We start from the raw sequence: 25,023 nt of genomic DNA on the forward strand, positions 1-25,023 counted from the left end.
GACTCGTTGACTCATCAACCGCAACAAGGAGTACTCCCATGAGTCAGCAATCCCAGCAATCTGCTGTAGCCATCGTAACGGGCGGAAGCCGAGGCATCGGCGCATCGATAGTCCGTCAGCTGGCACACGACGGCTTCGCCGTGCATTTCTCCTACAGGTCCGACGAGACGTCGGCGTCAACACTGCGGGATGCGCTCGCTTCCCAGGATCGAATCGTGTCAGCAAGCCGCGTTGATCACAGCGACCCTGAGGCCTCTCAACTCTGGGTGCAAGACATCGCCAGCGCCTCCGGCGCGCCACGCGTACTGGTCAACAACGCGGGGGTCTACCCCACTGGCTTGATTGCCGATGCCGACGTGCAAGAATTTGATCGGCTCGTGGCTGCGAATGTCCGCAGTGCATGGGCGGTCACGCAGGCTGCGGCGCCGTTCATGCAAGCCCATGGACGGATTATCAACATCGGCAGCGTGTTCGGGAGCCGCGTTCCGATGGCCGGGGCAGCGCTCTACAGCATGCACAAGGCCGCGCTGGCCAACATCGGCCGGGGCTGGGCGCGCGAGTTCGGCGAGCGCGGCATCACCGTCAATACCCTGCAACTCGGTCCTGTCGATACCGACATGAACCCATCCACTGCGGATCACGCACCGACACTGGCGGGAATGACGGCGCTCGGCCGTTACGCGCAGCCTCCAGAGATCGCCAACGTCGTCAGCTTTCTTGCCAGTCCGAGTGCGTCGTACATCACTGGTGCGGTCATCGACGTCGACGGGGGGTTCAACGCATGAGCTTGGTCATCTCACAGAACGGCATCGGATCCCCAGCGGTGTTTGAAGCGCTTGATGCTGAGCCACCCGTGCCAGGGCCAGGTGAAGTGCGCTTGCGACAAACTGCCGTGGGCGTGAACTATCTGGACACCTACTTCCGATCCGGCAGCAAGGCGCCGCCCGCGCTACCGTTCGTGAACGGTTTTGAAGCGGCCGGCATCGTGGAATCGGTAGGTACCGGCGTCGAGGCCTTTGCCAAGGGTGATCGGGTTGCATACAACCTTGCCATGGGTGCCTATCGTGTTCATCGCACAGTGCGTGCTGATCGGCTTGTCCGCATCCCTGAAAGGATCAGTGACGTGCAAGCTGCCTCCATGATGTTGAAGGGCACAACGGCCGAAGCACTCGTCCATCGGGTGCATCAGGTTCGCGCAGGCGACGTGATCCTGGTGCACGCGGCTGCGGGCGGCTTGGGCTCCATGCTGACCCAATGGGCATCGAAGCTGGGTGCAACCGTTATCGGCACCGCGGGCAGCGACGAAAAGGCAGAGCGAGCCAAGCAGCGTGGCGCTGAACACGTGATCGTCTACCGCAGTGAGGACTTTGTCGCGCGCGTCAATGAAATTACCGACGGACGCGGGGTTGACGTTGTTTACGATGGCGTCGGCGCCGCCACGTTTCACCGCAGTTTCGATTGCCTCGCCATCATGGGCAAGAACGTGCTGGTCGGTTGGGCATCGGGCGAAGCATCCCCTTTGGATGTCCATGGCCTGAATGCCAAAAGCCACACCGTCATCAATCCGAGTATCGGTCATTACACCGCAACGCCCGAGTTGCTGAGGCAAAGCGCGCTTACCGTCTTCGAAGCGGTGGCGCAGGGCGCCCTGACGATTGAGCCGGCCCACACCTACGCTCTCGAAGACGTCGCTCAAGCGCATCGCGACCTGGAGGCCCGGCGAACTGTCGGGCCCATCGTGCTCACCACCGATCCGCATTGACCATCTCACAGACACCTGCTGCTCAAAGTCGGAGAGTCCACACCAAAACGCAGGGGTGCATCGTCGCTGACAAGCGTATGGATGTGCTCCTGCGTTGCACGTGCTTCGATCGGCCATGCGCAAGGCCAGTCAAAACCTCAATCGACCTTCCAGATCGCTACACCGCGGCCATCGTTCTGGATCGGTACCGGCTCGCCTTTGATGGCCTTCCATAAAAAAGCTGTGCCCTGGCGCACAAGAACCCACAGCCCAGACAGAGCGTCTCGTTAGCCCACTTCCCACCCATGTGAAGACGCAGTAACATAAACCAGGAGCAGGTGAGGGAGACAGCATGCCAAAGCGCATCGTTGTGTGTGCCGACGGCACATGGAATCGCCCGGAGGAGGACGTTGAGTCGGACACGCCGACCAACGTGCTACGTCTGGCCCGAGCCATTCAACCCTGGGATGGCGCCAACAACGACCAGCACGTCTTCTACGAATGGGGCATCGGTTCCTACCACGGCAAGGTCAGCGGCGGCATCACCGGCCGCGGCATCCACAAGAACATCACGGATGCCTACCGCTACATCGTTCAGAACTACAGCCCCGGCGCGGAGATCTACCTCTTCGGCTTCAGCCGCGGCGCCTACACCGTGCGCAGCCTGTGTGGCCTCATCAACAACTGCGGCATCCTCAAACGCCCCGACGCCAACCGCATCGAGCAGGCCTTCGCCCACTACAAGAACGAAAACAAGGCCTACAAGCCAGAGGCCAAGAAGTCCGTCGACTTCCGCAAGCAGCACAGCTACCCCGAGCGGCACATCCGCTTTCTGGGCGTGTTCGACACGGTTGGTGCCCTCGGCATCCCCTTCTCCTTCCTCGGCCTCTTCGACCGCACCGACGAGTTCTACGACACCAAGCTGGGGCCGAACGTCGCCATCGCCCGCCACGCCCTGGCCATCGACGAACGCAGGGAGGACTTCGAACCCACCTTCCTGCAGGAACACGACAACCGCGACATCCAGCAAGTCCGGTTCGCCGGCGTCCACGGCGACATCGGCGGCGGCTACAAAGCCGACAAGCAGGGCCGCCTCGCCAGTGATTTCCCCCTGCAATGGATGATCGAAGAGGCCGAGAGCGCCGGCCTCAACATCGAGCAGCACATCAAGGACGACCTGAAGCCCAGCGTCCAAGCCCCCGTGCACCGCTCCAACCGGCACATCTATCGGCTGCGCCGATCGGAACCCAGAGACCTGACGCCGGAGGGCATCACCACGCGGATTCATCCTTCGGTGATGGAGCGGTATGAGAAGGACGAGGATTACCGGCCGCCGAATCTTGAGTGTAGATTAGAGAGTGTTAACAAACGTCGGCATAAGTTGCGTAACATGCACCCAAGCAAGACGTGATAAACCCCACCAATTAAAATTCTCAATTACCACATATTAGCTGGATCACATCACCTCTGAAACAGCACTAGCAATAACTCCAACAATGAAAACATTGGGAAGGACATAAGTTGCGCAAAACAAGAAACCACTCAATTGCCAGCCTGCTGACGATATTTTTGCTTTCCACTATCTCCGGATGCGGTGGCGGAGGCTCAACTTCAACTACCAACAACCCATCAGCCGACCCCGGCACCCCTTCGTTAACACCCAACGCAGCGAATGATCTTCTAATTAAGTTTGGCGGAGAGTTAGCCGAACTGAAGAGAGGCACAACGGTTCCTGAACCCAGCAATGATTCCGATCAACCTCAGATTCAAATCATCAAGGAGAGAAGTAACGGAGCGAACGGTTCAGTAGTACAGACACCAGTCAGCATAAGAAGCAACGACTTGATAAGTACGCTTTACGCGAAAATTTCCGGCACGGATGATGTATTTGAACTCAACCTCTTGAACGAGGAAAGCGATGCTTCTGTACAAGGCTCCGAAGTTTTCGACACAAACCTCGAAATAGCGCTTCAGCCAGACATTAAACAAGGAAGAGTGCCGATAGAGATTGTTGCAGTTGACAACTCAGGCCGCGTTTCTGCTCCAAGCATCAGTGAGCTTGATGTTTTACAAGTTGGGACAGGAGGACTTCAAATCTCACTCAATTGGAATGAATTCGCCGACCTCGATTTGCACATATTTGACCCAAACGGCGATGAGATTTATTACGCCCAACCAAGTTCTACATCTGGGGGCAGGCTTGATTTGGACGATTTTGATGGATCGCCTGACTCAATAGAAAACGTCTTTTGGCCCCAAGAGGCACCTCAAGGCATCTACAACATTGAAGTGAACCACTTTACTGGAGAACCAGCAAATATTGCGTTAGGTATTTCCTACAATGGGCGATTTGTTGACACCCTGCGATTCGTTGACTTCTTGCCAGAGTATGATTGTGTCCGCTTTGCGTCAATTGTCGTCGATTTGAATGGAGCGCGGTTGGTCAAATTTCCAACCCCGGTATCAACTTGCAATGCCTCGGGCTCTATTGCAGATGAAGTACCCCAGTCGCGTGATCACTCCCCGACCGCTGTATTTGAGCGGATTCAAGGCACATGGAAGTCTTGTGTGTTAGGGCTTGAATTAGTGAGAGTTTTCGAAGGAACCCGCTTCACGGCCTCAATAGATAGATTTGAGTTCAATGATTGCACAGGCCGAAAGATTGCACCAACAGAAATCAATGTATATGATTTTGAAGTTGGAAACCCGCGGCGCACGCCCGAAGGGTTTTTCATAAACGAGTTCGACGTTACTGTATTGAGCAGCACCACGGCAGGCGAAGGTTTTGTAGGTGAAGATTTCTACCAGCAAATCTACAGTGATGATATTCAAATCGCGTTTTCATTTGGCGGGCCTACACCCTCAGATAGGCCATTAAACTTAGATTTTGAATATCCTGGTTTCAGAATCGACTAAATATTATCTCCGCCGAATGTGACTTGCGGTGACACGTTACTGAACATACCAATCCCACGTTCGACCCAGTAGCGCCTTGCGCTAGCGCCCAACAGCGCAGCAAGTTCAACCGTGGCCCGCCCAGGTGAACCCCAAGATCGAGAGGGAGAAGAATTGAAATCAGTAAAGCCGTATCTTTCCGGTGGCGTGGTGGCCATCGCCTTTGCGCTCTCCGCATGTTCACCGGAAGTCGGGAGCAAGGCCTGGTGCCAGGACATGGATGAAGAGCCGAAGGGCGACTGGTCGGCGAATGAGGCAACCGCCTACGCGAGGAACTGTATCTTCAAGAGCGAGGACGAGTAACGCCTCCGAAACTGGGCGTTGAGCAGCACTTTCCTCACCTTCGCAGCTAGGGAATCGCTCCATAACCTTGCGCTCGCACGAATGCAGCGCCTGCCATGACGTCAAATAATCGCGCCCTGATGCCGGACACCCTGCGCCTGGTGGCGCTGTTTGGCATTGTGGTGGTGAACGTCCAGTTCATCGCCTTCTCCGTGCTACAGGACTTCACCGTGCCAGCGGGGGATACAGTGGCGGATGCCCTCACGCTCTGGCTGGTGAACGGTGTGGCGCTGATGAAGAGCTACGGACTGTTCTCGTTCATGTTTGGGGTGGGGCTGGGCTTCTTGATGCGCTCGGCGGAGCGCCGCGGATTGGCCTTTGGACGGCTGTACCGCAACCGGATGATCGGCCTGCTGCTGCTCGGGCTGGCGCACGGTTGTCTGTTCTTCCCCGGCGACATCCTGGTCACCTACGCCGTGGCGGGCGCGATTCTGTACGGCTTCCGCAACTGGCCGGTGCGGCGCCTGGTAGGGGTGGGCACGGCCCTGCTGGTGATTCAGGCGGTGATCACGCCGCCGCTCATCTTCATTGCGCCGGCCACGCCGGACGACCTCCTGCAGTGGGAACGCGCGGTGCTGACGACGGGTGGCTTTGCCGACGCGGTGGCCTTTCGTACAGCGAGCTACCTGATCATCCTGCCGTCGCTGCTGCTGATCCAGGGCGTCTCTGCGCTGGGCTGGTTCTGTCTGGGACTAGCGGCGGTCAAGGCGGGGATGATTGACGATGCCGACCACCCACTGTGGCAACGCGCCCGCCGCCAGTGCCTGCTTCCCGGGCTGCCGCTGAGCCTGCTGGGTGCAGCACTCTGGCAATGGGGGCCGCCGGCGGCAGGCGTGGTGCTGACGGTGGTGGTCGCCCCGATCACGACACTGGGCTATCTCGGTTTGATCGCGCTGCTCTCCCGCGCACCTGGGCCGATCATGCAGCGCGCACTTGCCGCGGGTGCTTCGAGCCTGAGCATCTATCTGGGCCAGTCCCTTGTCCTGTCCACTCTCTTTTCGGCCTATGGGCTTGGGCTGTGGGGCGAGGTTGACCGGCTGACCGCCGTGGCGATTGCCGTTGTCGTCACGCTGCTGCTGATCCTGCTGCTCAGCCTGTGGCGCAGGTACTTCGCGCTCGGCCCCTTTGAATGGGTGTTACGCCGCATGACCTATGCAGGCACTGGCGCTCCCCGTTGCGGGTAATACACGTCCAATGCCCCGGGCGCCCTGCCCTGCTTCGGCTGACGATGGCGGCCATCCTGCACCGCCATCCACAGTCAGCCATTGCAGGGATTAGGCGACGTAGCTGCGTGTACCGCGCACGGGATAGTTGTTGGCGGGGTCGCGAATCCACTTAAGCCCCGACACCAGCGTCTTGAGTGCGGGCCGTACGAAGGGGTTGTTGGACAGATCGACCACGTGAAGCGCACCGTCGGCATTGATGACGAACAGCCCAGGCTCCGCAAAGGGGTGGTCGGTTTCACTGGGCGAACGCGGGTCCGACACGTACAGACCAAGCTGCTGCATCTGGGAGATGCTCAGGCCGTGGTACAGCGGGAATTCCACGCTGAGCTGCGTCATGTGCTCGGCTAGCTGCTCGGCGCTGTCTGCGGAAACGGCTGCCACGTCCACGCCGATGTCGCCGAGTGCGGCGCGATAGGTCTCCAGCTCGTTGAGGTAGCGCGTGCACATCGGGCAATGCCGGCCACGGTAGACGACAACCATCATCCAATCATGGCCGCCCGTGGGCTGAGAAAGGTCGCGCTGCGCGCCGTCGGCGCCGGTCACCACGATCTTTGGAAAGGGGTGCCCGGCTTCGAGCTTTGGACTGCTCATGACATGGCTCCTGCTTCTTGCATGGCTGGGATGTGGGCCACCAGGTGCGATGCAAACCGCTCCAGGTCCTTCTCGGCTTCTGGCGCCTTCATCACGTCGTGCGCGGAAAAGGTCGGCAAAGCCTGTGCACCGAAGAACTTCATATTGAGATGCATGGGATAGAGCAAGGTATCCACGTCAGCGCCTCCGAAGAAGGGCTCACCCGGATCATTGAAGGCTTCGGCGGGCGCATTGAGGGTGACGGACAGCATGTAGCGGGTATCTGTGAGGGTTCCGCCCATGCCGTAGTTCGCTTTGGGGTGCGCGGAGCTTCTGCCGTCCCCATTGGATAGCCGGCCGTCCATGCCTGCCGTGTAGACCGCGTCCATATAGCGCTTGAAGGACCAGGGAACCCCCATCCAGTTGACGGGAAACTGCATGAAGATGACGTCCGCCCACATGTGATTGGCGACTTCGGTGTCGACGTCGTACTCCTCGGCCGTACGTGTCACACGCAGTTCATGGCCTTGGCTCTCCAGTATTTCCGAGGCGCGCCGGACAAAACTGGCGTTGAGCGCCCCTGGGGCGAAGGGAAACGCCTGATGGCCGTTGATGATGAAGATCTTGGGCATGCAATGCTCCTGAAAACGCCGCTGGCTTGACGGGATGGATACGGCGGATGAAGCTAGAGTAGAAACGCACCAAAGACAACCAGTTAATTTTTTGTAACCTAGTCACATGAATACACAAGCCCAGCCGCATGCACGCGGTCAGAACGTGGGAACCGAGACCTGCATGGAGCCCTGTCCGATAGAACGCGGGATGCGGATCATCGGCGGTAAATGGACCGGCTCCATCCTCTGGCATCTCAAGGACGGGCCGGTGCGCTTCAACGAGCTCTCGCGAATGATCGGCGGTGCCAGCAAGAAGATGCTGACCGACCGCTTGCGTGCGCTGGTGGCCCAGGGGCTGGTCACACGTCACGTGATGCCGACGGCGCCGGTATCGGTACAGTACGAAATCACGGACGTCGGGCGCAGCGCGCTGCACGTCCTTGACGCCTTGCGGCAATGGAGTGAAACACTGCCGGCGGGACTGCAAGCGCAATCGTGATGCAATAGCACCGCACTCCCACACGCGCACTCCTTTCACCTTGAAAAACCGTCTCAGCAATATCCCCGTCACCCTGGTCACTGGCCTGCTGGGTGCCGGCAAGACGACGCTCATCGATCACCTGCTGGAGCAGCGGCCACGTGACCAGCGCTGGGCCGTGCTGGTGAACGAGTTCAGCGAGACCGGCGTGGACGGCGCGCGGCTGGCGCGCGAGGGCGTCTACCTGCGCGAAGTTGCGGGCGGATGCATGGGGTGCTCGGCGGCGCTGATGCTGCAGGTGGAACTCAACCGCCTGCTGCGCGAGGCACAGCCGCATCGGTTGCTGGTGGAGCCAACCGGATTGGGGCATCCGATGGAGCTGCTGCAGTTCTTTCAGGGGGAAAACTACCGCGAGGTGCTGTCGCCGCGCGCGACGATCTGCCTGCTGGATGCCCGGCGCCTGTCCGAACAGAAGTTTCTGGACTCGCCGTTGTGGGACCAGCAGAAGCAGAGCGCGGATGTACTGCTCGGCAGCAAGGCCGATCTGTGGACGCCGGAGGATCGCGCCGCCTTCGATGGGCTATGCGCGGAACAGTCCTTTCTTGCCTGCGGCATCGTGCCCGCCGCGGGCGGTCGCTTCGACACGGCCTGGCTGGACGCGCCGGCGGGCAGCCGGGAGGCGGCGGCCCGTCACGATCACCACCACGGGCACAGCCACGACCACGATCATGAGTCAGGGCCGCAGGTCCACGACCTGGCCTTTGCCCCAGATGCCAGCTTTGACGCCGACACACTGCGCAGCGTGTTGCAGGCACTGAACTGCGAACGCGTCAAAGGCAGCGTGCAGGGCACTAACGGCCCATTGCGCGTGGATGGGACCAACGGTGAAATCAATATTGCCCCCGAGCCACATGCGCCGACCAACCGGCTACAAGTGATTGGCGGCAGTCAAGTCCATAAGGCCGAACTGGAACAGCGGATGCTCCGCGCCGCCGCTTCGCGATAAGCGAACGTCAAAGCGCCCAAATTCGGCTTGCGCCACAGGACAGACGTATCTAGTTGGCTGAGCGCGTCTCCAAGTATGCGTACCTGGCCACGGTGGCGAGCAACCCGATACTACCCGTGCAGCCGATGAGGACCAACCAAGGCAGCGGCTGCATGCCGAGCCTGCGCATGCGCGGCACCAGCAGATACCAGGCCGTTCCGATGGCGAGCAGCAGATCGAACCAGATCTGGTTGCCCCAGAAGCCGGCGACGTGATCCTCCCAAAAGCCGAAGGGACCTTCGCGCGCAACCGTGACCAGGGAAAAGACCAGGAACGCGATGGCGAACAGTGCCGGCATGCCCCAACTGCGATGCGTGGCATCGGATGGCTTGAAGGCCATGGTGACAGCCGCAATCAGAAAGATCGCGGCGCCGGCGATGGCAAGAAGAGCATGCATGGACATGAGCGCACCTTGGAATTAGGGAGTGTGCCCAGTAGGCGTCAGCCGAGGTCGTGGCGGCAATTACGCGGCAGGTAATGCCTCGCCCGGCACAGCCCGGGTTGGACAGATCAGGGCTGTGCCCACCACCCGGCGCGAGGCTGGCACAGTAGCGCCACTGATCAGGAGGCAAGCATGGAATACCTGCACACAATGCTGCGCGTGGCCGATCTGGACGCCACGCTGCAATTCTTCACCGAAGGTCTGAACATGGTCGAGACCAACCGCATGGACAGCGAGAAGGGGCGCTTCACGTTGGTCTTTCTGGCGGCCAAGGACGACGTGGAGAAGGCGAAGCAGAACAAGTCGCCCCTCATCGAGCTGACCTACAACTGGGACCCGGAGGAATACACCGGCGGCCGCAATTTCGGACATCTGGCCTACCGCGTGGACGACATCTACGCGCTGTGTGCACACCTGCAGAACAACCTGGGCGTGACCATCAACCGTCCGCCGCGCGATGGCCACATGGCCTTCGTGCGTACACCGGACGGCATCTCCATTGAACTGTTGCAGAAGGGCGAAGCCCTGCCGCCGCAGGAGCCGTGGGCGTCGATGCCGAATACCGGTAGCTGGTGAATAAGGGGTGCTGCCGGCGGTATCGCCGGCAGCACCACGTACCCGGCTCCTGCGCCGCGCTATTTCCAGGTGAAATGCACGGCAAATCCGGTACGGATTTCGTTGTGATAATTGCCGGCGAAGTTGGGGTTGCGTTCCGGTGCAATCTCCCGATGCCGGCCCGCGGCGTAGCCCCAGGTGAAGCCGATGTTGTACTTCTCGTGCTGGGTTTCGTAGCCGATCATGAGCATGGCGTCCGCCGTGTCGAAGAGCGTGGGGCGCATGGCCTCGCCCTCGATCATCCAGGGTTCCTGCGTGAAGCCAATGCGCAGCACCCGGTTGCTCAGACCGGTGTACTCCAGCGCCACCCAGTGACGGAAGCGGTTGGTCGCATCCGCGATATAGGGCTGATCCAGCGCGTTGCTGTCGCTGAAATTGAAGCGCCCCGACTCGAAGTCCTCGTAGCGCGTCCATTTGGTCTGTGCCAGAAGATGAAGCCCCGGGAGTGCCTCATAGTCAAAAGCTGCAGTGACGCTCTGCGGCGTGTAGAGCTCCAGCTCCAGCTTCTGGTCGACCTCACCGACGCTGCCATTGCCGGACAAGCGCGAGAAGCCGCGCGTGCGGTAGCTCAACCCCAGCGACAGGCGCTCGGTGGCGTCATAGACCAGGCCCACAGCGCCGTCGATGCCGATGCCATTGATGCCGTCGAAGTCCACCGGCCCCAGTGGCGTCGGCAGTTGCACGCTCTGCTGCACGTAGTTCGGGGCCACCTGCACGCCCACGCGCAGCTTGGAACTCAATTCCCGTCCAGCCAGAAAGCCGACATTGACCAGCGCAAGTTTCCCGAGGAAGGGGGTTTCCTGACCGCCGTCGGCGGCAAAGTCAAAGGCGCTTCCCACGGAGCCATAGACGCCCACGCCCATGTGCCAGCCCGCGGGTGCACCGAGGCCGTACCAAAAATTCATGAAGACAGGGGTCTGATTGCTGATCTGGTTGAAGTCGCGTCGTCGGTCGCGGTACTTGGCGGTGAAACTCACGGCGGCGACGGCACCCACGATCTGCTCGCTGAGCGGCCCGACCACCCCGGCCGGGTTGGTGAGCGAAGCGCTACCGGCATCGTAGGGCGACGCACCGGCGGCACCGGCCAGGTCACCGTCCCGGGTGGCGGTATGCGGCGACAGAATGAGCGATGCCTGCGCCGTGGACGCAGCCAGCGCCAGCAGGCCGATGGAGAGTTTGCCGAGGTTTCGGGCAAATCGACGCGTCACAGGTGTTCTCCCGATCTTGGGCGGCGGAGCGTGTCCAGCCGCGGGATGTGGTGGGGTGGATGTGTGCGACGGCAAGACGCTAGCCGGGCAGCCGCGCGATCCAGTGCGCAATGGCCTCGCCGATGGCGTCCGGGGCGTCTTCCTGCACGAAGTGCACGCCGGGCACAGTGATCTCTTCCTGATTCGGCCAACCGCGGCAGAAGTCACGGGCGGCGCCGGTCACGATGGCGCCCGGCTCGGCATTGATGAATAGCTTCGGTACCGGGCTCGTCGACAGCCATTCCCCGTATTGCTCGACCAGGTCCACCACATCGGCCGGCTCGCCCGCGATGGGCAACTCGCGCGGCCATGTCAGGGTGGGACGACGGTCTTCTCCAGGCTGCGCGAAGGGCTGACGATAGGCCGCCATTTCCGCCTCGCTGAGGTCTCGCAGGATCGCCGCCGGAAGAATGTCCTCGATGAAGACGTTCTGGTCGAGGATCATGTGCTCGCCCTGCGGCCCGCGCAGGGCCTGAAAGGTCTCGCGGAAGGCTTGCGGCCATTCCTCCCAGCTCAGCGGCTTGACGATGGCTTCCATGTACACGATGCCGCGCACGCGGTCCGCGTGGCGTCGCGCCCAATCGAAGCCCAGGGCGGAGCCCCAATCGTGCAGCACCAGGATGACGGGTTCCTCTGGCAGCACTGCATCGACAAAGGCATCGACGAACGCACGGTGCTCCACGAAGCGATAGCGGCCTGGTTCCGCACCAGGACGCTTGTCCGAATCGCCCATGCCGATCAGATCCGGCGCGATGCAGCGGCCAGAGTCCGACAGATGGGGAAGGATGTTGCGCCACAGGTACGACGAGGTGGGGTTGCCATGCTGCAACCAGATCGGCAGCCCCCTCCCCTGCTCCACATAGGCCATGGATAGGCCATTGACGGTCACGCGCTGCTTCAAAGGCAGGTCGGACGGCATGCTTCTTTCTCCTCCGATGGTGCGTGCATGCCGGGACGACTTCAGCCACTCTTGATGACGCCATGCACGCTTTGGGTGCACCGAGCATGCCCGCTGGCGCCCGCCCACACCCCTTCCGAATGACAGGGGCGAACATCGCATCGATACGCGTGGCCCGTAGCGCCATCTTCGCGATCACACCGATGCCCGCATTCCCCGGGGCGGCGCAGAGCGCTACAGTAGCGCTCCCCCCCCAAGCTCGACCGCGGCGTGTACCGTAGAAAGATCCGATGGGTTGCATGGCTCGGCGCCGCCGTGGTTGCCAGTGCGGCGGCACTGGCGATCTGGTCCGTCGTCGCCACACAGCACCACCTGCGGCAAGCCAAGACCGCCAACAGCCTGCTGGCGGAGCATTTGCAACTCTCCGTGCGTTCCTATCGCCTGTTCAAGCAGCTCACGGATGAAGTGCTGCTGGGCACGCTGGCCAACCAGGCGGTGGCCCGCAACAAGCAGGCCGCGATCGATGAATCCTTGGCGCGCATCCGCTATCTGGAATTGAAGCAGCGGGATGAGCTGGGGCCAGTGCCTGGTGCCGTGGAAGACACGGACGAGCTGGAAGCACTGATCGCCAACATCGCCGAGAATTTCGAAGCGCTGCACGCACTGCCACCGGGAGAAGAACGCGCCAGCCGGGTCAGCGGCATTCTCGAAGATCAGATCGATATCAGCTTCCGCGACGCCGTCAACACCGCCTTGGAACGACAGCAAGGCGTGGTGACGCGCATGGATCATCAGATCGGTGCGGTGCATACCCAACTGGTGGGAGTGTCGACCGCATTACTGATCCTCGCTCTGGTGGGCGCCTTTGCGGCCAATCGCCTTCTCGAGCGCGGCATCGCCCGCCCCCTCGCCTCCCTGTACGAGGCCGCCCGCGCCCTCGGGCGCGGCGAGCTGCATCACCGCGTACCGCGCGGCTTCGACGCGGAATTCGAGGAAATGGCGGTCGCCTTCAATTCGATGGCAGACCAACTGTCGGAGAAGGAAGCGAGCCGCGAGGAGACCCGGCGGGAACTGGAGGCCGCTGTCGAGGAACGCACCGCTGCCTTGCAGGAAGCCAATGCCACATTGCAGCGTTCAGATGCGGCGCGGCGGCATTTCTTCGCCGATGTGAGCCATGAATTGCGCACCCCTCTGACCGTGATCCGTGGCGAGGCGCAGGTGGCACTGCGTGGCACCAACCGCAGCGAAGACGAGTACCGCGAAGCGCTGGACGCCATCCTGGATCAGGCAGTCGGCCTGAGCCGGCTGGTCGACGACATGCTCTTCGTGGCGCGCTCGGACGCACGCACCATCCGCCTGAGCCGCCGCACGGTGGACCCAGGGCAACTGTGTGAAGACGTCTTTCAGGCGATGCGCCACAAGGCGGAACCACGGGGCGTCGGCTTGCAGTGCACGATGGACAATGCAGGAGGGCACTTGTCAGCCGACCCCGACCGCGTCCGCCAGTTGCTGATGATCCTGCTGGATAACGCTTTGCGCTACAGCCCAACGGGCAGCACCATTCAGGTGCGCTGGACGCAAGTGGACGATCACTGGCATCTACGCGTGGAGGACCGCGGTCCGGGCATTGATCCACAGGACCTGCCGCACATCTTCGATCGCTTCTTCCGCGGGACCAGCGAAGACGAAAGCAGCGGTGGCGGCATGGGCCTTGGGCTTGCCGTCGCCAAGGCCATCGTCCAGGCGCATGGCGGTGACATTCATGCCGAAAGCACGGCCGGCGTGGGTACGGTATTGCACGCCAGCTTCCCGATGGCTCCGGACGATTCACTCTAAGCCACCCCATCGCACTTGACACGCTATGAATGGCGCCACGCCTGGCGCCGGATGGTGCTCGTCAGACTGCGGCTGGCCTGGCATCGGCCTGTGTCTTCTGCTTGTCGATCTTTGACCGTCTTATGACAAAGAGAAAGTTTGGTTGAACAGGTCCATGACATAGCGAATATTGGTCGCAGATATCGCTAGCCTCAGCGCTCCCCATATGGGGCGCACTCGCATTGAGGAGGTACCAGATGATCGCAGTATCGCGTTGGGCAGTACCCGCCCTGCTGGCTGTTTCGACGGCAGCCCACGCCGGCCATCATGAAGAGAAGAAGATGGCCGGAGGCTATGGCGACAAGCCTGCATCCGTGGTTGCGGTGGCCATGGCGTCCGAGGCGCACAGTACGCTGGTGACCGCCGTGAAGGCCGCCGAGCTGGTGGACACTCTGCAGGGTGAAGGCCCCTTCACCGTGTTCGCACCGACGAACGCGGCCTTCAATGCTCTGCCAGAAGGCACGGTGGCCTCGCTGCTTGAACCTGCCAACCAGGAGAAGCTGCAGGGCGTGCTGACCTATCACGTGGTCGCCGGCAAGCTGAAGGCCAAGGACGTCCTCGCGGCCATTGAAAAGGGTGACGGTGAAGCGATGGTCGAAACCGTGGCCGGCGGCTCGCTGACGGTATCGCTGGATGACGGCAACGTCGTCATTACCGACGGCCAAGGTCAGACGGCCACCGTGACCGCCACGGATCTAAAGGCCAAGAATGGCGTCGTACACGTCATCGACACCGTACTGATGCCCTAGACCGGAATGACTTTTGTTTTCGCTTGTGGTGGTGTTCTTGAGCCGGGCTAGTCCCGGCTTTTTTTTTGCCCGCTATACCAGGACGGCATAAACATCATGCCCGCCGCGTGCGGCCATTGGCAATGCAAAAAAATGGGGCGGTGCCGCACCGGCACCGCCCCTTCTTGCAGCCGTATTGCCTTGACGCCGACGCTGCGCCGGCGACCAGGCTGCAGGAATCCGCGCTTAGCTTAGGTCGAAGCGGTCCAGGCGCATCACCTTGACCCAGGCGTCGACAAAGTCACGCACGAACTTCTCCTTGCCGTCGTTGGCGGCGTAGACCTCCGCCACCGCGCGCAGTTCGGAGTTCGAGCCGAAGATGAGATCGACCGGCGTCGCCGTCCACTTCATCTCACCCGAGGCGCGGTCACGCCCAACGTAGATCCCTTCGGCCTCATCCGACTTGCTCCACTCGGTAGACATACTGAGCAGGTTGACGAAGAAGTCGTTGCTGAGCGTGCCCGGCTTGTCGGTGAATACCCCGTGGGCCGCACCGCCGGTGTTGGCGTCGAGTACCCGCATGCCTCCGACCAGCACCGTCATCTCCGGCACGGTGAGGGTCAGCAGGTCCGCGCGCTCCACCAGCTCTTCGGCGGGAGAGCGCAGCATGCTGCCTTCGCCGTAGTAGTTGCGGAAGCCATCGGCCTTCGGTTCGAGCGGTTCGAAGGATTCGGCATCGGTCTGCTCGGCCGTCGCGTCGACACGACCAGGAGCAACCGGCACTTCGACCTTGTAGCCGGCATCACGCGCCGCCTTCTCCACCGCCGCGGCGCCACCGATGACAATGGTGTCGGCCAACGACACCTGCTTGCCGCCACGCAGCCCTTCATTGAAGTCCGCACGCACTGATTCGAGGGTAGCCAGCACCTTTGACAGCGCGTCCGGGTCGTTCACCGGCCAGCTCTTCTGCGGCTCCAGGCGCAAGCGTGCGCCGTTGGCGCCCCCGCGCATGTCGGTGCCACGGTAGCTAGCCGCCGAGGCCCACGCCGTGCGCACCAGTTCCGGCACGGTGAGGTCGGAATCCAGAATGGCCTGCTTCAACCGCTGCACGTCCTTGTCGCTGATCGGCTTGCCGTCCGCCTCGGGCAGTGGGTCCTGCCAGATCAGCATCTCGTCCGGCACGTTATTGCCGATGTAGCGGGCGCGCGGCCCCATGTCGCGATGGGTCAGCTTGAACCAGGCGCGGGCGAAGGCATCCTCGAATTCCTTCGGGTTTTCGAGAAAGCGCTTGGAGACTTCGCGATAGGCCGGGTCCTTCTTCAGCGCCAGGTCTGTGGTGAGCATGATGGGCGCGTTGCGCTTGCCCTCGACGTGGGCGTCGGGCACGGTGCCGTCCAGTGCGCCGTCCTTGGCCACCCATTGAATGGCGCCGGCCGGGCTGCGCGTCTGCACCCATTCGTGGTTGAACAGGTTGCTCAGGTAGAGATGGGTCCACTGCGTGGGGGCCTGCGTCCAGGCACCTTCCAGGCCGCTGGTCACGGTATCTTCCGCGTTGCCCTTGCCGCACTTGTTCTTCCAGCCCAGACCCTGTTCTTCAATATCAGCCGCGGCAGGTTCTGGACCGACGCACTCTTCGGGCTTGTGGGCGCCGTGCACCTTGCCGAAGGTATGGCCGCCGGCAATGAGCGCGACGGTTTCCTCGTCGTTCATCGCCATGCGCCCAAAGCTCTGGCGGATTTGCTTGGCGGAGGCCAGCGGGTCCGGATTGCCGCCGGGCCCTTCCGGGTTCACATAGATCAGGCCCATCTGCGTGGCGCCCAGACCTTCCTTGAGGTTGCCTTCGGCGTCGTGGCGATCACGGCCGAGCATCTCGGTTTCCGGGCCCCAGTTGACGATTTCCGGTTCCCAATCATCCGCGCGGCCACCGGCAAAGCCGAAGGTCTTGAAACCCATGTCTTCCATGGCCACCGTGCCGGCGAGCACCATCAGGTCGGCCCAGGAAATATTGCGGCCATACTTCTGCTTGATAGGCCACAGCAGGCGACGGGCCTTGTCGAGGTTGGCGTTGTCAGGCCAGCTGTTGAGCGGGTCGAAGCGCATTTGGCCGCCACCCGCGCCGCCGCGACCATCCGAGGTGCGATAGGTGCCTGCACTGTGCCAGGCCATGCGAATGAAGAGCGGCCCGTAGTGCCCCCAGTCGGCGGGCCACCAATCCTGCGAGGTCTTCATGACCTCCTTGAGGTCGGCCTTGACGGCATCCAGGTCGAGCTTGGCGAAGGCTTCGTCATAGTCGAAGTCCTCGCCGTAGGGATTGGATTGCGGGGCGTGGTCCCGCAGGGGCTGGAGGTTGAGCTGCTCCGGCCACCAGAATGAATTCGGCTTTGCTTCTCCTCCGGCAAAGGCCTGCGCTGAGAGCGCGAGCATGGACACAGCTGCAGCTGCACCCAATGAACGGACGCCTGTTGTACGCATGTGAATCGACTCCTGTGGTTATAGACACGGCACGGAAGGCGAGCAGATGCGATCACGCCGCAAGCGATGCCGCTCCTGAGCCTTCGTGCCCATCTAAAGTCACCCCTGCGCCTTTCGGTTGCCAATAGATATTTGTTTAGACCCTCATAGAAAATGATCGGCGCTGCCTATCGAGATGGCCGCGAGGCTTGCGTTTGCCGCATTTTTGGCACTCTCGAGCCAAGCACTAAGACACAGCACGCGCTGGCGTGTCTAGGGTGCGATGCGGGAGCCAGCGCGCAACCTGGGTTGGCGATGCCGAACATGCGCGCACTCCCAAATGGCTGTAGGAAAGGCGAAGGAAGTGGCACGCAGGCGTGTCGCTCTACGGGAGGCGCGGCCTCAGTGCCTGCATTACCTACCGACACCACCGCGATCAATGCGGCATGTTTTGACTCAGCAGCGCGTCCACCGCATCCCAATCCGTGTACTCGTATGTGAAGCGGGTATCTACGCCGCCACCTTCCTTGCGCGAGATGCGCTTCATGATCCACCGGGTGAAACGGCCGTAGCGCGGATACTTCACCGCGCCGGCGAAGTGCGCACGCGCCCGGGGCTGCCAGTCCACCGATGCCAGATAGGCGTCGACCAGTGCCGATACGGCGTCCCGCCCGTGCGCGTTGGCGGCAGAAGCGCTGACCGAAAAGAAGACAGCATTGGGATGCGCGTTGAGTGCAGCGTGGTGCTGCCGGATGAAGGCATCAAGGACGCGCTGAAAGCGCCGCACGTACACCGAGCCGCCAATGATAAGCAGGTCGCTCGGCATCCATTGCTCGGACAGCGCCGCGGCCTGGACATCGAGCGCTTTCGCGTCCACACCCTGCGCCCGTAGATGACCGGCCATGTAGCCGGCCATCTTCTCCGTCTGGCCGTGCGTCGAGGCATAGACAATGCGCGCCGTGGGCATGAGGAAAATCCTTGTGGCGAGGAGGGGCAGTGTGGAGCAGCTTTTCCAGCCCGTCCGTGACGGACATCAAGGCCTGAAGCCGCGCCAATACGCACTAAGAAAGACGGCTTGGTTATGAGCGTTTACCCGCACCCGCTCAGTGCGTTATGAATGCCTTCCCCTAACGACAGGAGGACATCATGGCACTACGACTAGGTGATACCGCACCGGATTTTGAAGCCGACACCACGGAAGGCCGCATCCGCTTTCACGACTGGCTGGGCGATGCCTGGGGTGTGCTGTTCTCCCACCCGGCCGACTACACGCCGGTATGCACCACCGAGCTGGGCGAAACGGCGAAGCTGAAGCACGAGTTCGACAAGCGCAACACGAAGGTCATTGCGGTATCGGTCGATTCGGTGGAGGACCACAAGGGCTGGTCCAAGGACATCGAGGAGACCCAGCAGTGCACCGTGAACTTCCCGATCATCGCCGATGAGCATCGTCAGGTTTCTCAACTCTACGACATGCTGCACCCCGGCGAAGGCGACGCCTCCACGGTGCGTTCGGTCTTTCTGATCGACCCGAACAAGAAGGTCCGCATGACGCTGACCTACCCCAAGAGCGCCGGTCGCAACTTCGAAGAGATTCTTCGCGTTATCGATTCGATCCAGCTGACGGACGGCTACAAGGTGGCGACTCCGGTGAACTGGCGCGATGGCGACGACGTCATCATCGTTCCGACCCTGTCGGACGAAGAGGCAAAGGCGCACTTCCCCGACGGCTGGAAGACGATCAAGCCCTACCTGCGCGTCACCAAGCAGCCCAACCGGTAGAGCAGGCGTCCTGCAAGGGGTGCAAGATGGACAGGCCGGCACCGCGTTGCCGGCCTGGACATCCGCCGGTGCACGGCTGGCGCTCACCCCCGGCTGCTCGCATCATGCGTGAAAAGCCGTAGCTTCAGGAGACACGCGTTGACCACGACACGTCCGCATCCCGATCCCGACGGGCTGCATGAGTTCTCGGTGGTATTCACCGACCGCTCGCTGAATCACATGTCGGCGCGCTTCCAGCGCGTCATGCGCGACCTGTCCGACATGCTGCGTCACAGCTACGCGGCGGAGTCGGCTGTCATCGTTCCCGGTGGCGGCACGATGGGAATGGAAGCCGTGGCCCGCCAGTTCGCCACCGGCAAGCGCTGCCTAGTCGTGCGCAACGGGTGGTTCAGCTATCGCTGGTCGCAGATTCTGGACGCAGGTGGCATCGCCGCGGAAACGACCGTCCTGCAAGCCGAGCCGGATTCGGGCGCGGCGGATGCGGCCTGGTCGCCTCCGGCCATCGAAGAGGTGGTTGAAGCCATTCGCGCGCATCAACCCGAGATGGTCTTCGCCCCACATGTGGAAACCTCGGCCGGATTGCTGCTGCCGGACGACTACATCCGCACGCTCGCCGAGGCCACGCACGAGGCTGGGGGCCTGTTTGTCCTCGATTGCGTCGCCTCCGGTGCGCTCTGGATCGACATGGCCGCATTGGGGGTGAATATCCTCATCAGCGCGCCACAGAAGACCTGGAGTGCCACGCCCTGCGCCGCACTAGTGATGCTCGGCGCCGAGGCGACTCAGCGCATTGAGCACACGCGCAGTTCGAGTTTTGCCTGCGACCTCAAGCAGTGGCTCAACATCATGCGCGCCTATGAAGGCGGTGGCCACGCCTATCACGCCACTCTGCCCACCGACGGCCTGGTGCACCTGCACGAAGCGATGCGCGAAACGCGCGATTTTGGCTTGGAGAAAGCGCGCAGCGCCCTGCTCAAGCTCGGCAACGGCGTCCGCGCCACGCTGCGCGAACGCGGCTTCAAGAGTGTGGCCGCGCCGGGCTTCGAGGCGCCGGGCGTGGTGGTCTTCCACACCAGCAATCCGGATATCCATAGCGGCAAGTGCTTTGCCGAACAGGGCCTCCAGATTGCCAAGGGTGTGCCGCTGATGTGTGGCGAGCCCGAGGCGTTCCTCACTTTCCGTGTTGGGCTGTTCGGCCTCGACAAGCTCTACGATGTCGATGCCACCATCGAACGTTTTTCAGCGGGCGTGGATCGCGTGGTCACTGCCATCGAGGCCGACTGAATTCGCCCGCGTGCGAGTGGCATGCCTCGACATCCCGCCCACTTGCTCGTCGCACATGGCAGTGTGAGGGAACGTCGTGGGCAGTGACCTGTCCATGGCGACCCTCGCCTGAACTGAGACGCTATGCGATCCGAATCGGCCACCTACATCATTCTCGCCCTCTGCATCGGCGTCTTCGGGCTGCAACTGCAGAGCCCGGACGGCCTGCTTCGCGACTTTGCGCTGTGGCCGCTGGGTGCGGGCTTCCAGCCCTGGCAGGTCGTCACCAGTGCCTTCCTGCACGGCGGCATGTTCCATCTCTTCGTGAACTGCTTCGGGATCTGGATGTTCGGCCGAGAGGTGGAGACCGCGCTCGGCACGGCCCGCTTCGTGCAGCTGTTCGCGGTGAGCGTCTTCACGGCATCGGTGACCCAGATCGTTGCCGTGGGCTTTGGCGATCCAGTCCCGACGGTGGGGGCATCCGGCGGTTTGTTCGGCCTGCTGGCGGCCTTCGCCGTGCTGTTCCCGCGTCGCCAGATCATGCTCCTGATTCCTCCCATCCCGATGCGGGCGCCGGTCTTCGTGGCCGTGTTCGCCGCCTTCGAGCTGTTTGCCGGCATCACCGGCACCTTGTCCGGGGTCGCGCATTTCGCGCATCTTGGCGGCTTGATCGGTGCCTTCATTCTGCTGCAGCGGTGGCGCCGACCGCGGCGTCCGCCACCCGGTCCCTGGGCTTAATAGACCTTTCGAAAGGTCAGATTGATGCGATAGCGACCGACCAGCGGATGATGCCCGTCGGGCACGGGAAGAACGCCGTGGTAGTTGAAGCGCGTCGGCCCGCCCCAGACCACGACATCACCGTGCTCTAGCGCAATGCGCTGGCAGGGATCCTTGCGGCGCGCCCCGCCGAACACAAAGATTGCGGGCAAACCCAAGGACACCGAAACAATGGGTGCTGCGGCATTGTGCTCGTCCTGATCGCAATGCAGCGAAAGCCGTGCGCCGGGCGCGTAGCGATTCAGCAGACAGGCATCCGGCGCAAAGCCGGGATATCCCGCTTCCTCGGCGGCGGCCACCGCAAGGCGCCAAAAGGCCGCCGGCATGGTGGGCCAGGCGCGGCCGCTTTCGGGGTCGGCGCACAGGTAGCGGTAGCCATCGGTATCGCTCACCCATCCGAGCGGGCCGCAATTGCTATTGGCCATGGACATGCTGCGACCGCCAGGTGTGCGCATATGCCGCCAGGGAGCAGAAGCGATGACGGCATCCACGCCCGCCTTCAACGCGCGTGCCTCGGACTGTGCCCAGCCACCGAGCAGGACCGCGCCCGGTGCAATGCGGTGCGATTGCCGGGTCTCGGGGAACAACTCGGCGGTCAATGGCGCTCCGCGGTGGGTCCGATCTCACATTGCGCCCCGTTGCAGCCAGGCTTCTTCCGACCCAGCCATGCTCGCAGCGGTGGCAGAAAGAGCAGCCAGCCCACCAGCCAATAGGCAGGGACCTGCAAGCAGAGTTTGCGCGTGGCGTCGATGCCGCTGTACACACGCTGGTTTCGCGCGTCGAGGACGACGATCTCACCGATGGGGACTTCGCCGATCGGTGAATCGTCCATCGACAGGTTCACGCGCTGGAGCCAGTCCAGGCGTTCCGTGCGCGCAGCCTGTCGGCGGCAGTCCGGACCGTACGCGTTGTAGTAGAGCGTGATCTTCGCCATGGTCAGGCCTCGCGTTGCAGCACGCTGATGGGTGCATCCTGCCAAACCGCGCCGGAAGCGACGACCCGCCAGAACACGCCGCGCAGGCGCTGCGCTCGATAGCCGGACCACTGCACGAAACGCAGGGCATCGTCTCCGAAGCGTCGGTGGAATTTGGCGCAGCCGGTGTGTGGCTTCGGGGTGACGACGACCTCCGCCTCGCCGACGCGCAGGCGACTGCCAGTGGGAAGGTTCGCCATCGTGATATCCAGATCGACGAAAAGATTGTCGCCGAATACCGTCAGGGGTTGGCCGTTGGCGATCAACGTGGCAACCGGATACGCCATGACGGCCAGCTGTGCCTCCGGGTCGCGCGGTGGTCGCCGCGACCAGCCGTCACCCTCGAGGCCATCCTCCAGGAGCAGCCGCGCCTCCGACAAGCGCTCGCGTTGGCCATCGGCCAGGCGGCGTGAGATGAAGCGAAGCCGCCCCGTCTCCGTTTCAGGCTGCGGCAGGCTTTCCCATTGCTCGCGCAGCGTGCGCAGAGAAAGGTGCCGGGCCGGATCGCCGGTCGGACCATAGGCTTCGCGTGCGAGGCTAGCCATGGGATGCCCTAATCGGCAAGCCCGAAGCGGCGCGACAGCAGGCGATCCTTCACCCGCACGGGCAGCTTCGCAAGACGGGGCAACAGGTCACTGCCGGCGCCGATGCGCACGATCGGCTTGGGCTTGGATGCCAGCACCGCCGCAACCAAGGATTGCGCGAAGGTATCCGTCGGCGTCGAACCTTCCTGGGAGGCCCCGGCCCGCCGTTCAATGCCCGCCTTGTACGCGGCATAGAGCTTCCAGTCCCTGGCGGTCTGGGACTTGGCGCTGGCGCCGAAATTGGAGGCGATGCCGCCCGGCTGCACCAACTGCACGAAGACGCCAAAGGGTTTGAGTTCCATGCGCATGGCGTCATTGAGGTGATGCAATGCGCCTTTGCTGGCGCAGTAGGGGCCGGCGAACGGCGTGGTCAAAATGCCCGACACGCTGCCCACGTTCACGATATGCCCCGTGCGGCGCTCGACCATGCCGGGGATGACGGCCTGCGCCATGGCCACGGCTCCGGTGAGATTGGTTTCCCAAAGCTTGCGAAGGTCGTCGAGGGGCACTTCGGCGACCGGCCCCATGACCGGAATGCCGGCATTGTTGACCAGAATATCGATGCGGCCATGCGTCGATTCGACCGTGCGAACGGCACTGCTGATCGACGCGCTATCGGTGACATCGAGTACGGTGGTGTGGATACCCAGGGCCGGCAGATCGTCGATGGCGTCGGGCCGGCGCGCTGTCGCCCAGGTGGTGCAACCGGCTTGCTGAAAGCGCTTGGCCAGGGCTCGACCAATGCCGGTGGAACAGCCGGTGATGAGTACGACGGGTGCGTCGTCGGTTGCCTTCATGCCGCGGGATCTCCGGATTCGGACAGGGGCTCAATGAGCTCGGGACCTTCGTTGCGTGGATTGTTCACGAGCCGGCGTACCGGCCGCTGCGCCACTTCGGTTGTGGATTGCTCGGCCACCGTGGCGGCGAGGGCGCGCGCATCGCGCACGCCCGAATCCAGCCACTGAGCCTGCAGCTCGGCCGGCAACACCACCGGCATGCGCGCGTGGATCTCGGCCGAGGGGCCTTCGGCGGGACGGGTCAGAATGGCGACGGTCAATGTGGCTTCGCCATCCGCGTCGTGACGGAGGGACCAGAGGCCGGCGAATGCCAGCAAGGCGCCATCGCGGGCGGCAAAGAACCAGGGTTGTTTGGGCGGCCGTTTTCCGCCCGTAGACGCGCCGCTCGGCTGCGCCCATTCGTACCAGCCGACGGCTGGAAGGACACAGCGCGCCCGCTGGAACGCACTGCGCCACATGGGCTTTTCGGCCGCCGTTTCGACCCGCGCATTGATGGTGTTGCGCGGTGGTTGGTCGTCCTTCCACCAGTTCGGTACGAAGCCCCAACGTGCCGCATCCAGCGCCAGCGTGCCGTCCTCCTCCCCGCGCAGGACGGGTACCAGCGCGTCCGGTGTTGTGTTGTAGCGGCGCTGAAACGGCGCAGGGTTGCGCCGGCCAATGGCCCAGGCGCGCTCGATCTCCGCCTGCTCCGGGGAAACGTAGCGTCCACACATGCCCGGATTCTGCATCAGCCGCGCCGGCAAGGTCAGCGCCGGAATTAGTTCAATATTTATTGTATAGTTGAAATATGGAAACCGACAGCGCCGTTGAATGCCTGAACGCACTGGCCCAGCCGACACGGCTGACCGTGTTTCGCCGCCTGGTGCGCGCCGGGCCGGAGGGGGTCTGCCCCAGCGAGTTGCAGCGTGAGCTGGGCGTCTCGCCCTCTGCGCTGTCCTTTCATCTGAAAGCGCTACGTTCGGCAGGCTTGGCGAAAGTGCGGCAATCCGGTCGGCAGTTGTTCTATTCGGCGGACTTCGACGCCATGCAAAGCCTGGTCGGCTATCTCATGGAGAACTGCTGCGAGCAGAGCCGCACCTCCCTTCATCCCTGCGTGGAGCCGCCTTCATGCGCAACGTCCTGATCCTGTGCACCGGAAACTCGGCGCGCTCCATCATGGCCGAAGCCGTCATCAATCATCTGGGCGGTGAACGCGTGCGTGCGCACTCCGCCGGCTCGCACCCCAAGGCCGAACCGCATCCCATGGCACTGGAATGCCTTGCCGAGGTGGGCATCGACACCGCCGGGTTGTACAGCAAGTCCTGGGACGCCTTCACCGGGGCGCATGCGCCGCCGCTGGATCTGGTGCTGACGGTCTGCGACGCGGCCGCCGGTGAGGCCTGCCCGCTGTTTCCCGGCAAAGCGCAGCGGGCGCATTGGGGGCTTCCGGACCCGCCCGCCGGCGCCAGCGACGACGAACGGTGGGCGCGTTTCCGGGCCGTACGCGACGCACTCCAAACACGCATCGACGCGCTGCTGACGATCCCGGACGCCGACTGGGATCGGGACGACTTTGTCCAACGTGTGGCCGAGCTGCACAACCGGCTTCCGCAGCCGCTCACCGCCTGACATCGCGCAAGA

28 protein-coding genes are annotated in these 25,023 nt (G+C 62.6%); 16 read left to right on the forward strand and 12 right to left on the reverse strand.

What is annotated here, in order from left to right:
- Positions 1 to 38 precede the first annotated feature (38 nt).
- From ACOOFO_RS00160 to ACOOFO_RS00185, 6 genes are all read left to right on the forward strand, one after another.
- The gene (locus tag ACOOFO_RS00160) at positions 39 to 785 is read left to right on the forward strand and encodes an SDR family NAD(P)-dependent oxidoreductase (protein ID WP_420427668.1); all 747 of its coding nucleotides are present in this window, start codon (positions 39 to 41) and stop codon (positions 783 to 785) included.
- Positions 782 to 1,762 carry a quinone oxidoreductase family protein gene (locus ACOOFO_RS00165; RefSeq protein ID WP_420427669.1) on the forward strand — a complete coding sequence of 327 codons (981 nt, stop codon included), beginning with the start codon at positions 782 to 784 and terminating at the stop codon, positions 1,760 to 1,762. The genes ACOOFO_RS00160 and ACOOFO_RS00165 overlap by 4 nt, the downstream gene beginning before the upstream one ends.
- Before the next feature lie 331 nt (positions 1,763 to 2,093).
- Positions 2,094 to 3,152: a DUF2235 domain-containing protein gene (locus ACOOFO_RS00170; RefSeq protein WP_420427670.1), complete on the forward strand. Its 1,059-nt coding sequence runs from the start codon at positions 2,094 to 2,096 to the stop codon at positions 3,150 to 3,152.
- Between the two features lie 110 nt (positions 3,153 to 3,262).
- A complete protein-coding gene (locus ACOOFO_RS00175; RefSeq protein ID WP_420427671.1) occupies positions 3,263 to 4,657 on the forward strand; it encodes a YfaP family protein in 1,395 nt (464 codons plus the stop codon).
- 153 nt (positions 4,658 to 4,810) lie between these two features.
- Entirely contained in the window at positions 4,811 to 4,999 is a 189-nt protein-coding gene (locus tag ACOOFO_RS00180; protein ID WP_420427672.1) for a DUF3012 domain-containing protein, read from the forward strand.
- Positions 5,000 to 5,094: 95 nt separating this feature from the next.
- Positions 5,095 to 6,222: a DUF418 domain-containing protein gene (locus ACOOFO_RS00185; RefSeq protein WP_420427673.1), complete on the forward strand. Its 1,128-nt coding sequence runs from the start codon at positions 5,095 to 5,097 to the stop codon at positions 6,220 to 6,222.
- A gap of 90 nt (positions 6,223 to 6,312) precedes the next feature.
- Here the strand turns inward: ACOOFO_RS00185 and ACOOFO_RS00190 are convergent, their stop codons facing one another.
- Positions 6,313 to 6,855 carry a redoxin domain-containing protein gene (locus tag ACOOFO_RS00190; RefSeq protein WP_420427674.1) on the reverse strand — a complete coding sequence of 181 codons (543 nt, stop codon included), beginning with the start codon at positions 6,853 to 6,855 and terminating at the stop codon, positions 6,313 to 6,315.
- Entirely contained in the window at positions 6,852 to 7,466 is a 615-nt protein-coding gene (locus ACOOFO_RS00195) for an NAD(P)H-dependent oxidoreductase (protein WP_420427675.1), read from the reverse strand. Before ACOOFO_RS00195 ends, ACOOFO_RS00190 begins: the two co-directional genes overlap by 4 nt.
- A 106-nt stretch (positions 7,467 to 7,572) precedes the next feature.
- Here ACOOFO_RS00195 and ACOOFO_RS00200 point away from each other — a divergent pair, with 106 nt between their 5' ends.
- Together ACOOFO_RS00200 and ACOOFO_RS00205 are read left to right on the forward strand one after the other, a co-directional pair.
- The gene (locus ACOOFO_RS00200) at positions 7,573 to 7,947 is read left to right on the forward strand and encodes a winged helix-turn-helix transcriptional regulator (RefSeq protein WP_420427676.1); all 375 of its coding nucleotides are present in this window, start codon (positions 7,573 to 7,575) and stop codon (positions 7,945 to 7,947) included.
- A 40-nt stretch (positions 7,948 to 7,987) separates the two neighbouring features.
- Positions 7,988 to 8,932, forward strand: coding sequence for a CobW family GTP-binding protein (locus tag ACOOFO_RS00205; protein WP_420427677.1), 945 nt, complete (start codon positions 7,988 to 7,990; stop codon positions 8,930 to 8,932).
- A gap of 49 nt (positions 8,933 to 8,981) precedes the next feature.
- On the opposite strand, the gene ACOOFO_RS00210 is transcribed toward ACOOFO_RS00205, so the two are convergent.
- A complete protein-coding gene (locus tag ACOOFO_RS00210) occupies positions 8,982 to 9,368 on the reverse strand; it encodes a hypothetical protein (protein ID WP_420427678.1) in 387 nt (128 codons plus the stop codon).
- Positions 9,369 to 9,545: 177 nt separating this feature from the next.
- Between ACOOFO_RS00210 and ACOOFO_RS00215 the strand changes: the two genes are divergently transcribed.
- A complete protein-coding gene (locus ACOOFO_RS00215; RefSeq protein ID WP_420427679.1) occupies positions 9,546 to 9,989 on the forward strand; it encodes a VOC family protein in 444 nt (147 codons plus the stop codon).
- 59 nt (positions 9,990 to 10,048) lie between these two features.
- Here ACOOFO_RS00215 and ACOOFO_RS00220 read toward each other — a convergent pair whose 3' ends face one another.
- Together ACOOFO_RS00220 and ACOOFO_RS00225 are read right to left on the reverse strand one after the other, a co-directional pair.
- On the reverse strand, positions 10,049 to 11,236 hold the full coding sequence (locus ACOOFO_RS00220; RefSeq protein WP_420427680.1) for an OmpP1/FadL family transporter: 1,188 nt from the start codon (positions 11,234 to 11,236) through the stop codon (positions 10,049 to 10,051).
- Positions 11,237 to 11,315: 79 nt separating this feature from the next.
- Complete coding sequence (locus tag ACOOFO_RS00225) at positions 11,316 to 12,194, reverse strand: haloalkane dehalogenase (RefSeq protein ID WP_420427681.1); 879 nt, start codon at positions 12,192 to 12,194, stop codon at positions 11,316 to 11,318.
- 249 nt (positions 12,195 to 12,443) lie between these two features.
- On the opposite strand from ACOOFO_RS00225, the gene ACOOFO_RS00230 reads away from it, so the two are divergent.
- Positions 12,444 to 14,009, forward strand: a complete 1,566-nt coding sequence (locus tag ACOOFO_RS00230; RefSeq protein ID WP_420427682.1) for a sensor histidine kinase — start codon at positions 12,444 to 12,446, stop codon at positions 14,007 to 14,009.
- A gap of 236 nt (positions 14,010 to 14,245) precedes the next feature.
- Positions 14,246 to 14,797 (forward strand): fasciclin domain-containing protein, encoded by a 552-nt coding sequence (locus ACOOFO_RS00235; RefSeq protein ID WP_420427683.1) that lies wholly within the window; start codon positions 14,246 to 14,248, stop codon positions 14,795 to 14,797.
- 225 nt (positions 14,798 to 15,022) lie between these two features.
- On the opposite strand, the gene katG is transcribed toward ACOOFO_RS00235, so the two are convergent.
- Both katG and ACOOFO_RS00245 read right to left on the reverse strand, forming a co-directional pair.
- The gene (gene katG / locus ACOOFO_RS00240; protein WP_420427684.1) at positions 15,023 to 17,200 is read right to left on the reverse strand and encodes a catalase/peroxidase HPI; all 2,178 of its coding nucleotides are present in this window, start codon (positions 17,198 to 17,200) and stop codon (positions 15,023 to 15,025) included.
- A gap of 463 nt (positions 17,201 to 17,663) precedes the next feature.
- Complete coding sequence (locus ACOOFO_RS00245) at positions 17,664 to 18,194, reverse strand: flavodoxin domain-containing protein (RefSeq protein ID WP_420427685.1); 531 nt, start codon at positions 18,192 to 18,194, stop codon at positions 17,664 to 17,666.
- A 179-nt stretch (positions 18,195 to 18,373) separates the two neighbouring features.
- On the opposite strand from ACOOFO_RS00245, the gene ACOOFO_RS00250 reads away from it, so the two are divergent.
- From ACOOFO_RS00250 to ACOOFO_RS00260, 3 genes are all read left to right on the forward strand, one after another.
- Entirely contained in the window at positions 18,374 to 19,009 is a 636-nt protein-coding gene (locus tag ACOOFO_RS00250; protein ID WP_420427686.1) for a peroxiredoxin, read from the forward strand.
- A gap of 138 nt (positions 19,010 to 19,147) precedes the next feature.
- Complete coding sequence (locus ACOOFO_RS00255; RefSeq protein WP_420427687.1) at positions 19,148 to 20,293, forward strand: alanine--glyoxylate aminotransferase family protein; 1,146 nt, start codon at positions 19,148 to 19,150, stop codon at positions 20,291 to 20,293.
- A 123-nt stretch (positions 20,294 to 20,416) separates the two neighbouring features.
- Positions 20,417 to 21,010, forward strand: coding sequence for a rhomboid family intramembrane serine protease (locus ACOOFO_RS00260; RefSeq protein ID WP_420427688.1), 594 nt, complete (start codon positions 20,417 to 20,419; stop codon positions 21,008 to 21,010).
- Here the strand turns inward: ACOOFO_RS00260 and alkB are convergent.
- Genes alkB through ACOOFO_RS00285 form a run of 5 tightly spaced genes read right to left on the reverse strand, consistent with a single transcriptional unit; the run spans position 21,007 to position 24,116 of the window.
- On the reverse strand, positions 21,007 to 21,648 hold the full coding sequence (alkB, locus tag ACOOFO_RS00265; protein WP_420427689.1) for a DNA oxidative demethylase AlkB: 642 nt from the start codon (positions 21,646 to 21,648) through the stop codon (positions 21,007 to 21,009). The two genes, ACOOFO_RS00260 and alkB, sit on opposite strands and share 4 nt — an antisense overlap.
- Positions 21,645 to 21,983 carry a hypothetical protein gene (locus ACOOFO_RS00270; RefSeq protein WP_420427690.1) on the reverse strand — a complete coding sequence of 113 codons (339 nt, stop codon included), beginning with the start codon at positions 21,981 to 21,983 and terminating at the stop codon, positions 21,645 to 21,647. The genes alkB and ACOOFO_RS00270 overlap by 4 nt, the downstream gene beginning before the upstream one ends.
- Positions 21,984 to 21,985: 2 nt before the next feature.
- Positions 21,986 to 22,567 (reverse strand): MOSC domain-containing protein, encoded by a 582-nt coding sequence (locus tag ACOOFO_RS00275; RefSeq protein WP_420427691.1) that lies wholly within the window; start codon positions 22,565 to 22,567, stop codon positions 21,986 to 21,988.
- Between the two features lie 8 nt (positions 22,568 to 22,575).
- Positions 22,576 to 23,403 carry an SDR family NAD(P)-dependent oxidoreductase gene (locus ACOOFO_RS00280; RefSeq protein WP_420427692.1) on the reverse strand — a complete coding sequence of 276 codons (828 nt, stop codon included), beginning with the start codon at positions 23,401 to 23,403 and terminating at the stop codon, positions 22,576 to 22,578.
- The gene (locus tag ACOOFO_RS00285; RefSeq protein ID WP_420427693.1) at positions 23,400 to 24,116 is read right to left on the reverse strand and encodes an SOS response-associated peptidase; all 717 of its coding nucleotides are present in this window, start codon (positions 24,114 to 24,116) and stop codon (positions 23,400 to 23,402) included. The genes ACOOFO_RS00280 and ACOOFO_RS00285 overlap by 4 nt, the downstream gene beginning before the upstream one ends.
- A gap of 74 nt (positions 24,117 to 24,190) precedes the next feature.
- Between ACOOFO_RS00285 and ACOOFO_RS00290 the strand changes: the two genes are divergently transcribed.
- Both ACOOFO_RS00290 and ACOOFO_RS00295 read left to right on the forward strand, forming a co-directional pair.
- On the forward strand, positions 24,191 to 24,526 hold the full coding sequence (locus ACOOFO_RS00290) for an ArsR/SmtB family transcription factor (protein ID WP_420427694.1): 336 nt from the start codon (positions 24,191 to 24,193) through the stop codon (positions 24,524 to 24,526).
- A complete protein-coding gene (locus ACOOFO_RS00295; RefSeq protein WP_420427695.1) occupies positions 24,511 to 25,011 on the forward strand; it encodes an arsenate reductase ArsC in 501 nt (166 codons plus the stop codon). The genes ACOOFO_RS00290 and ACOOFO_RS00295 overlap by 16 nt, the downstream gene beginning before the upstream one ends.
- Positions 25,012 to 25,023: the final 12 nt, after the last annotated feature.

Origin of the sequence: Algiphilus sp. (assembly GCF_965216485.1) — a bacterium.
In the GTDB taxonomy this organism is placed as follows: domain Bacteria; phylum Pseudomonadota; class Gammaproteobacteria; order Nevskiales; family Nevskiaceae; genus Algiphilus.

Excerpts from the sequence above, each read along its gene's own strand:
- ACOOFO_RS00285 (WP_420427693.1), bottom strand. The coding sequence starts at position 24,116 with ATGTGTGGACGCTACGTTTCCCCGGAGCAGGCGGAGATCGAGCGCGCC.
- ACOOFO_RS00280 (WP_420427692.1), bottom strand. The coding sequence starts at position 23,403 with ATGAAGGCAACCGACGACGCACCCGTCGTACTCATCACCGGCTGTTCC.
- katG (WP_420427684.1), bottom strand. The coding sequence starts at position 17,200 with ATGCTCGCGCTCTCAGCGCAGGCCTTTGCCGGAGGAGAAGCAAAGCCG.
- ACOOFO_RS00235 (WP_420427683.1), top strand. The coding sequence starts at position 14,246 with ATGATCGCAGTATCGCGTTGGGCAGTACCCGCCCTGCTGGCTGTTTCG.
- ACOOFO_RS00275 (WP_420427691.1), bottom strand. The coding sequence starts at position 22,567 with ATGGCTAGCCTCGCACGCGAAGCCTATGGTCCGACCGGCGATCCGGCC.
- ACOOFO_RS00250 (WP_420427686.1), top strand. The coding sequence starts at position 18,374 with ATGGCACTACGACTAGGTGATACCGCACCGGATTTTGAAGCCGACACC.
- ACOOFO_RS00165 (WP_420427669.1), top strand. The coding sequence starts at position 782 with ATGAGCTTGGTCATCTCACAGAACGGCATCGGATCCCCAGCGGTGTTT.
- ACOOFO_RS00210 (WP_420427678.1), bottom strand. The coding sequence starts at position 9,368 with ATGCATGCTCTTCTTGCCATCGCCGGCGCCGCGATCTTTCTGATTGCG.
- ACOOFO_RS00245 (WP_420427685.1), bottom strand. The coding sequence starts at position 18,194 with ATGCCCACGGCGCGCATTGTCTATGCCTCGACGCACGGCCAGACGGAG.
- ACOOFO_RS00270 (WP_420427690.1), bottom strand. The coding sequence starts at position 21,983 with ATGGCGAAGATCACGCTCTACTACAACGCGTACGGTCCGGACTGCCGC.
- ACOOFO_RS00170 (WP_420427670.1), top strand. The coding sequence starts at position 2,094 with ATGCCAAAGCGCATCGTTGTGTGTGCCGACGGCACATGGAATCGCCCG.
- ACOOFO_RS00225 (WP_420427681.1), bottom strand. The coding sequence starts at position 12,194 with ATGCCGTCCGACCTGCCTTTGAAGCAGCGCGTGACCGTCAATGGCCTA.
- ACOOFO_RS00190 (WP_420427674.1), bottom strand. The coding sequence starts at position 6,855 with ATGAGCAGTCCAAAGCTCGAAGCCGGGCACCCCTTTCCAAAGATCGTG.
- ACOOFO_RS00160 (WP_420427668.1), top strand. The coding sequence starts at position 39 with ATGAGTCAGCAATCCCAGCAATCTGCTGTAGCCATCGTAACGGGCGGA.
- ACOOFO_RS00215 (WP_420427679.1), top strand. The coding sequence starts at position 9,546 with ATGGAATACCTGCACACAATGCTGCGCGTGGCCGATCTGGACGCCACG.
- ACOOFO_RS00195 (WP_420427675.1), bottom strand. The coding sequence starts at position 7,466 with ATGCCCAAGATCTTCATCATCAACGGCCATCAGGCGTTTCCCTTCGCC.
- ACOOFO_RS00295 (WP_420427695.1), top strand. The coding sequence starts at position 24,511 with ATGCGCAACGTCCTGATCCTGTGCACCGGAAACTCGGCGCGCTCCATC.
- ACOOFO_RS00185 (WP_420427673.1), top strand. The coding sequence starts at position 5,095 with ATGACGTCAAATAATCGCGCCCTGATGCCGGACACCCTGCGCCTGGTG.
- ACOOFO_RS00260 (WP_420427688.1), top strand. The coding sequence starts at position 20,417 with ATGCGATCCGAATCGGCCACCTACATCATTCTCGCCCTCTGCATCGGC.
- ACOOFO_RS00290 (WP_420427694.1), top strand. The coding sequence starts at position 24,191 with ATGGAAACCGACAGCGCCGTTGAATGCCTGAACGCACTGGCCCAGCCG.
- ACOOFO_RS00200 (WP_420427676.1), top strand. The coding sequence starts at position 7,573 with ATGAATACACAAGCCCAGCCGCATGCACGCGGTCAGAACGTGGGAACC.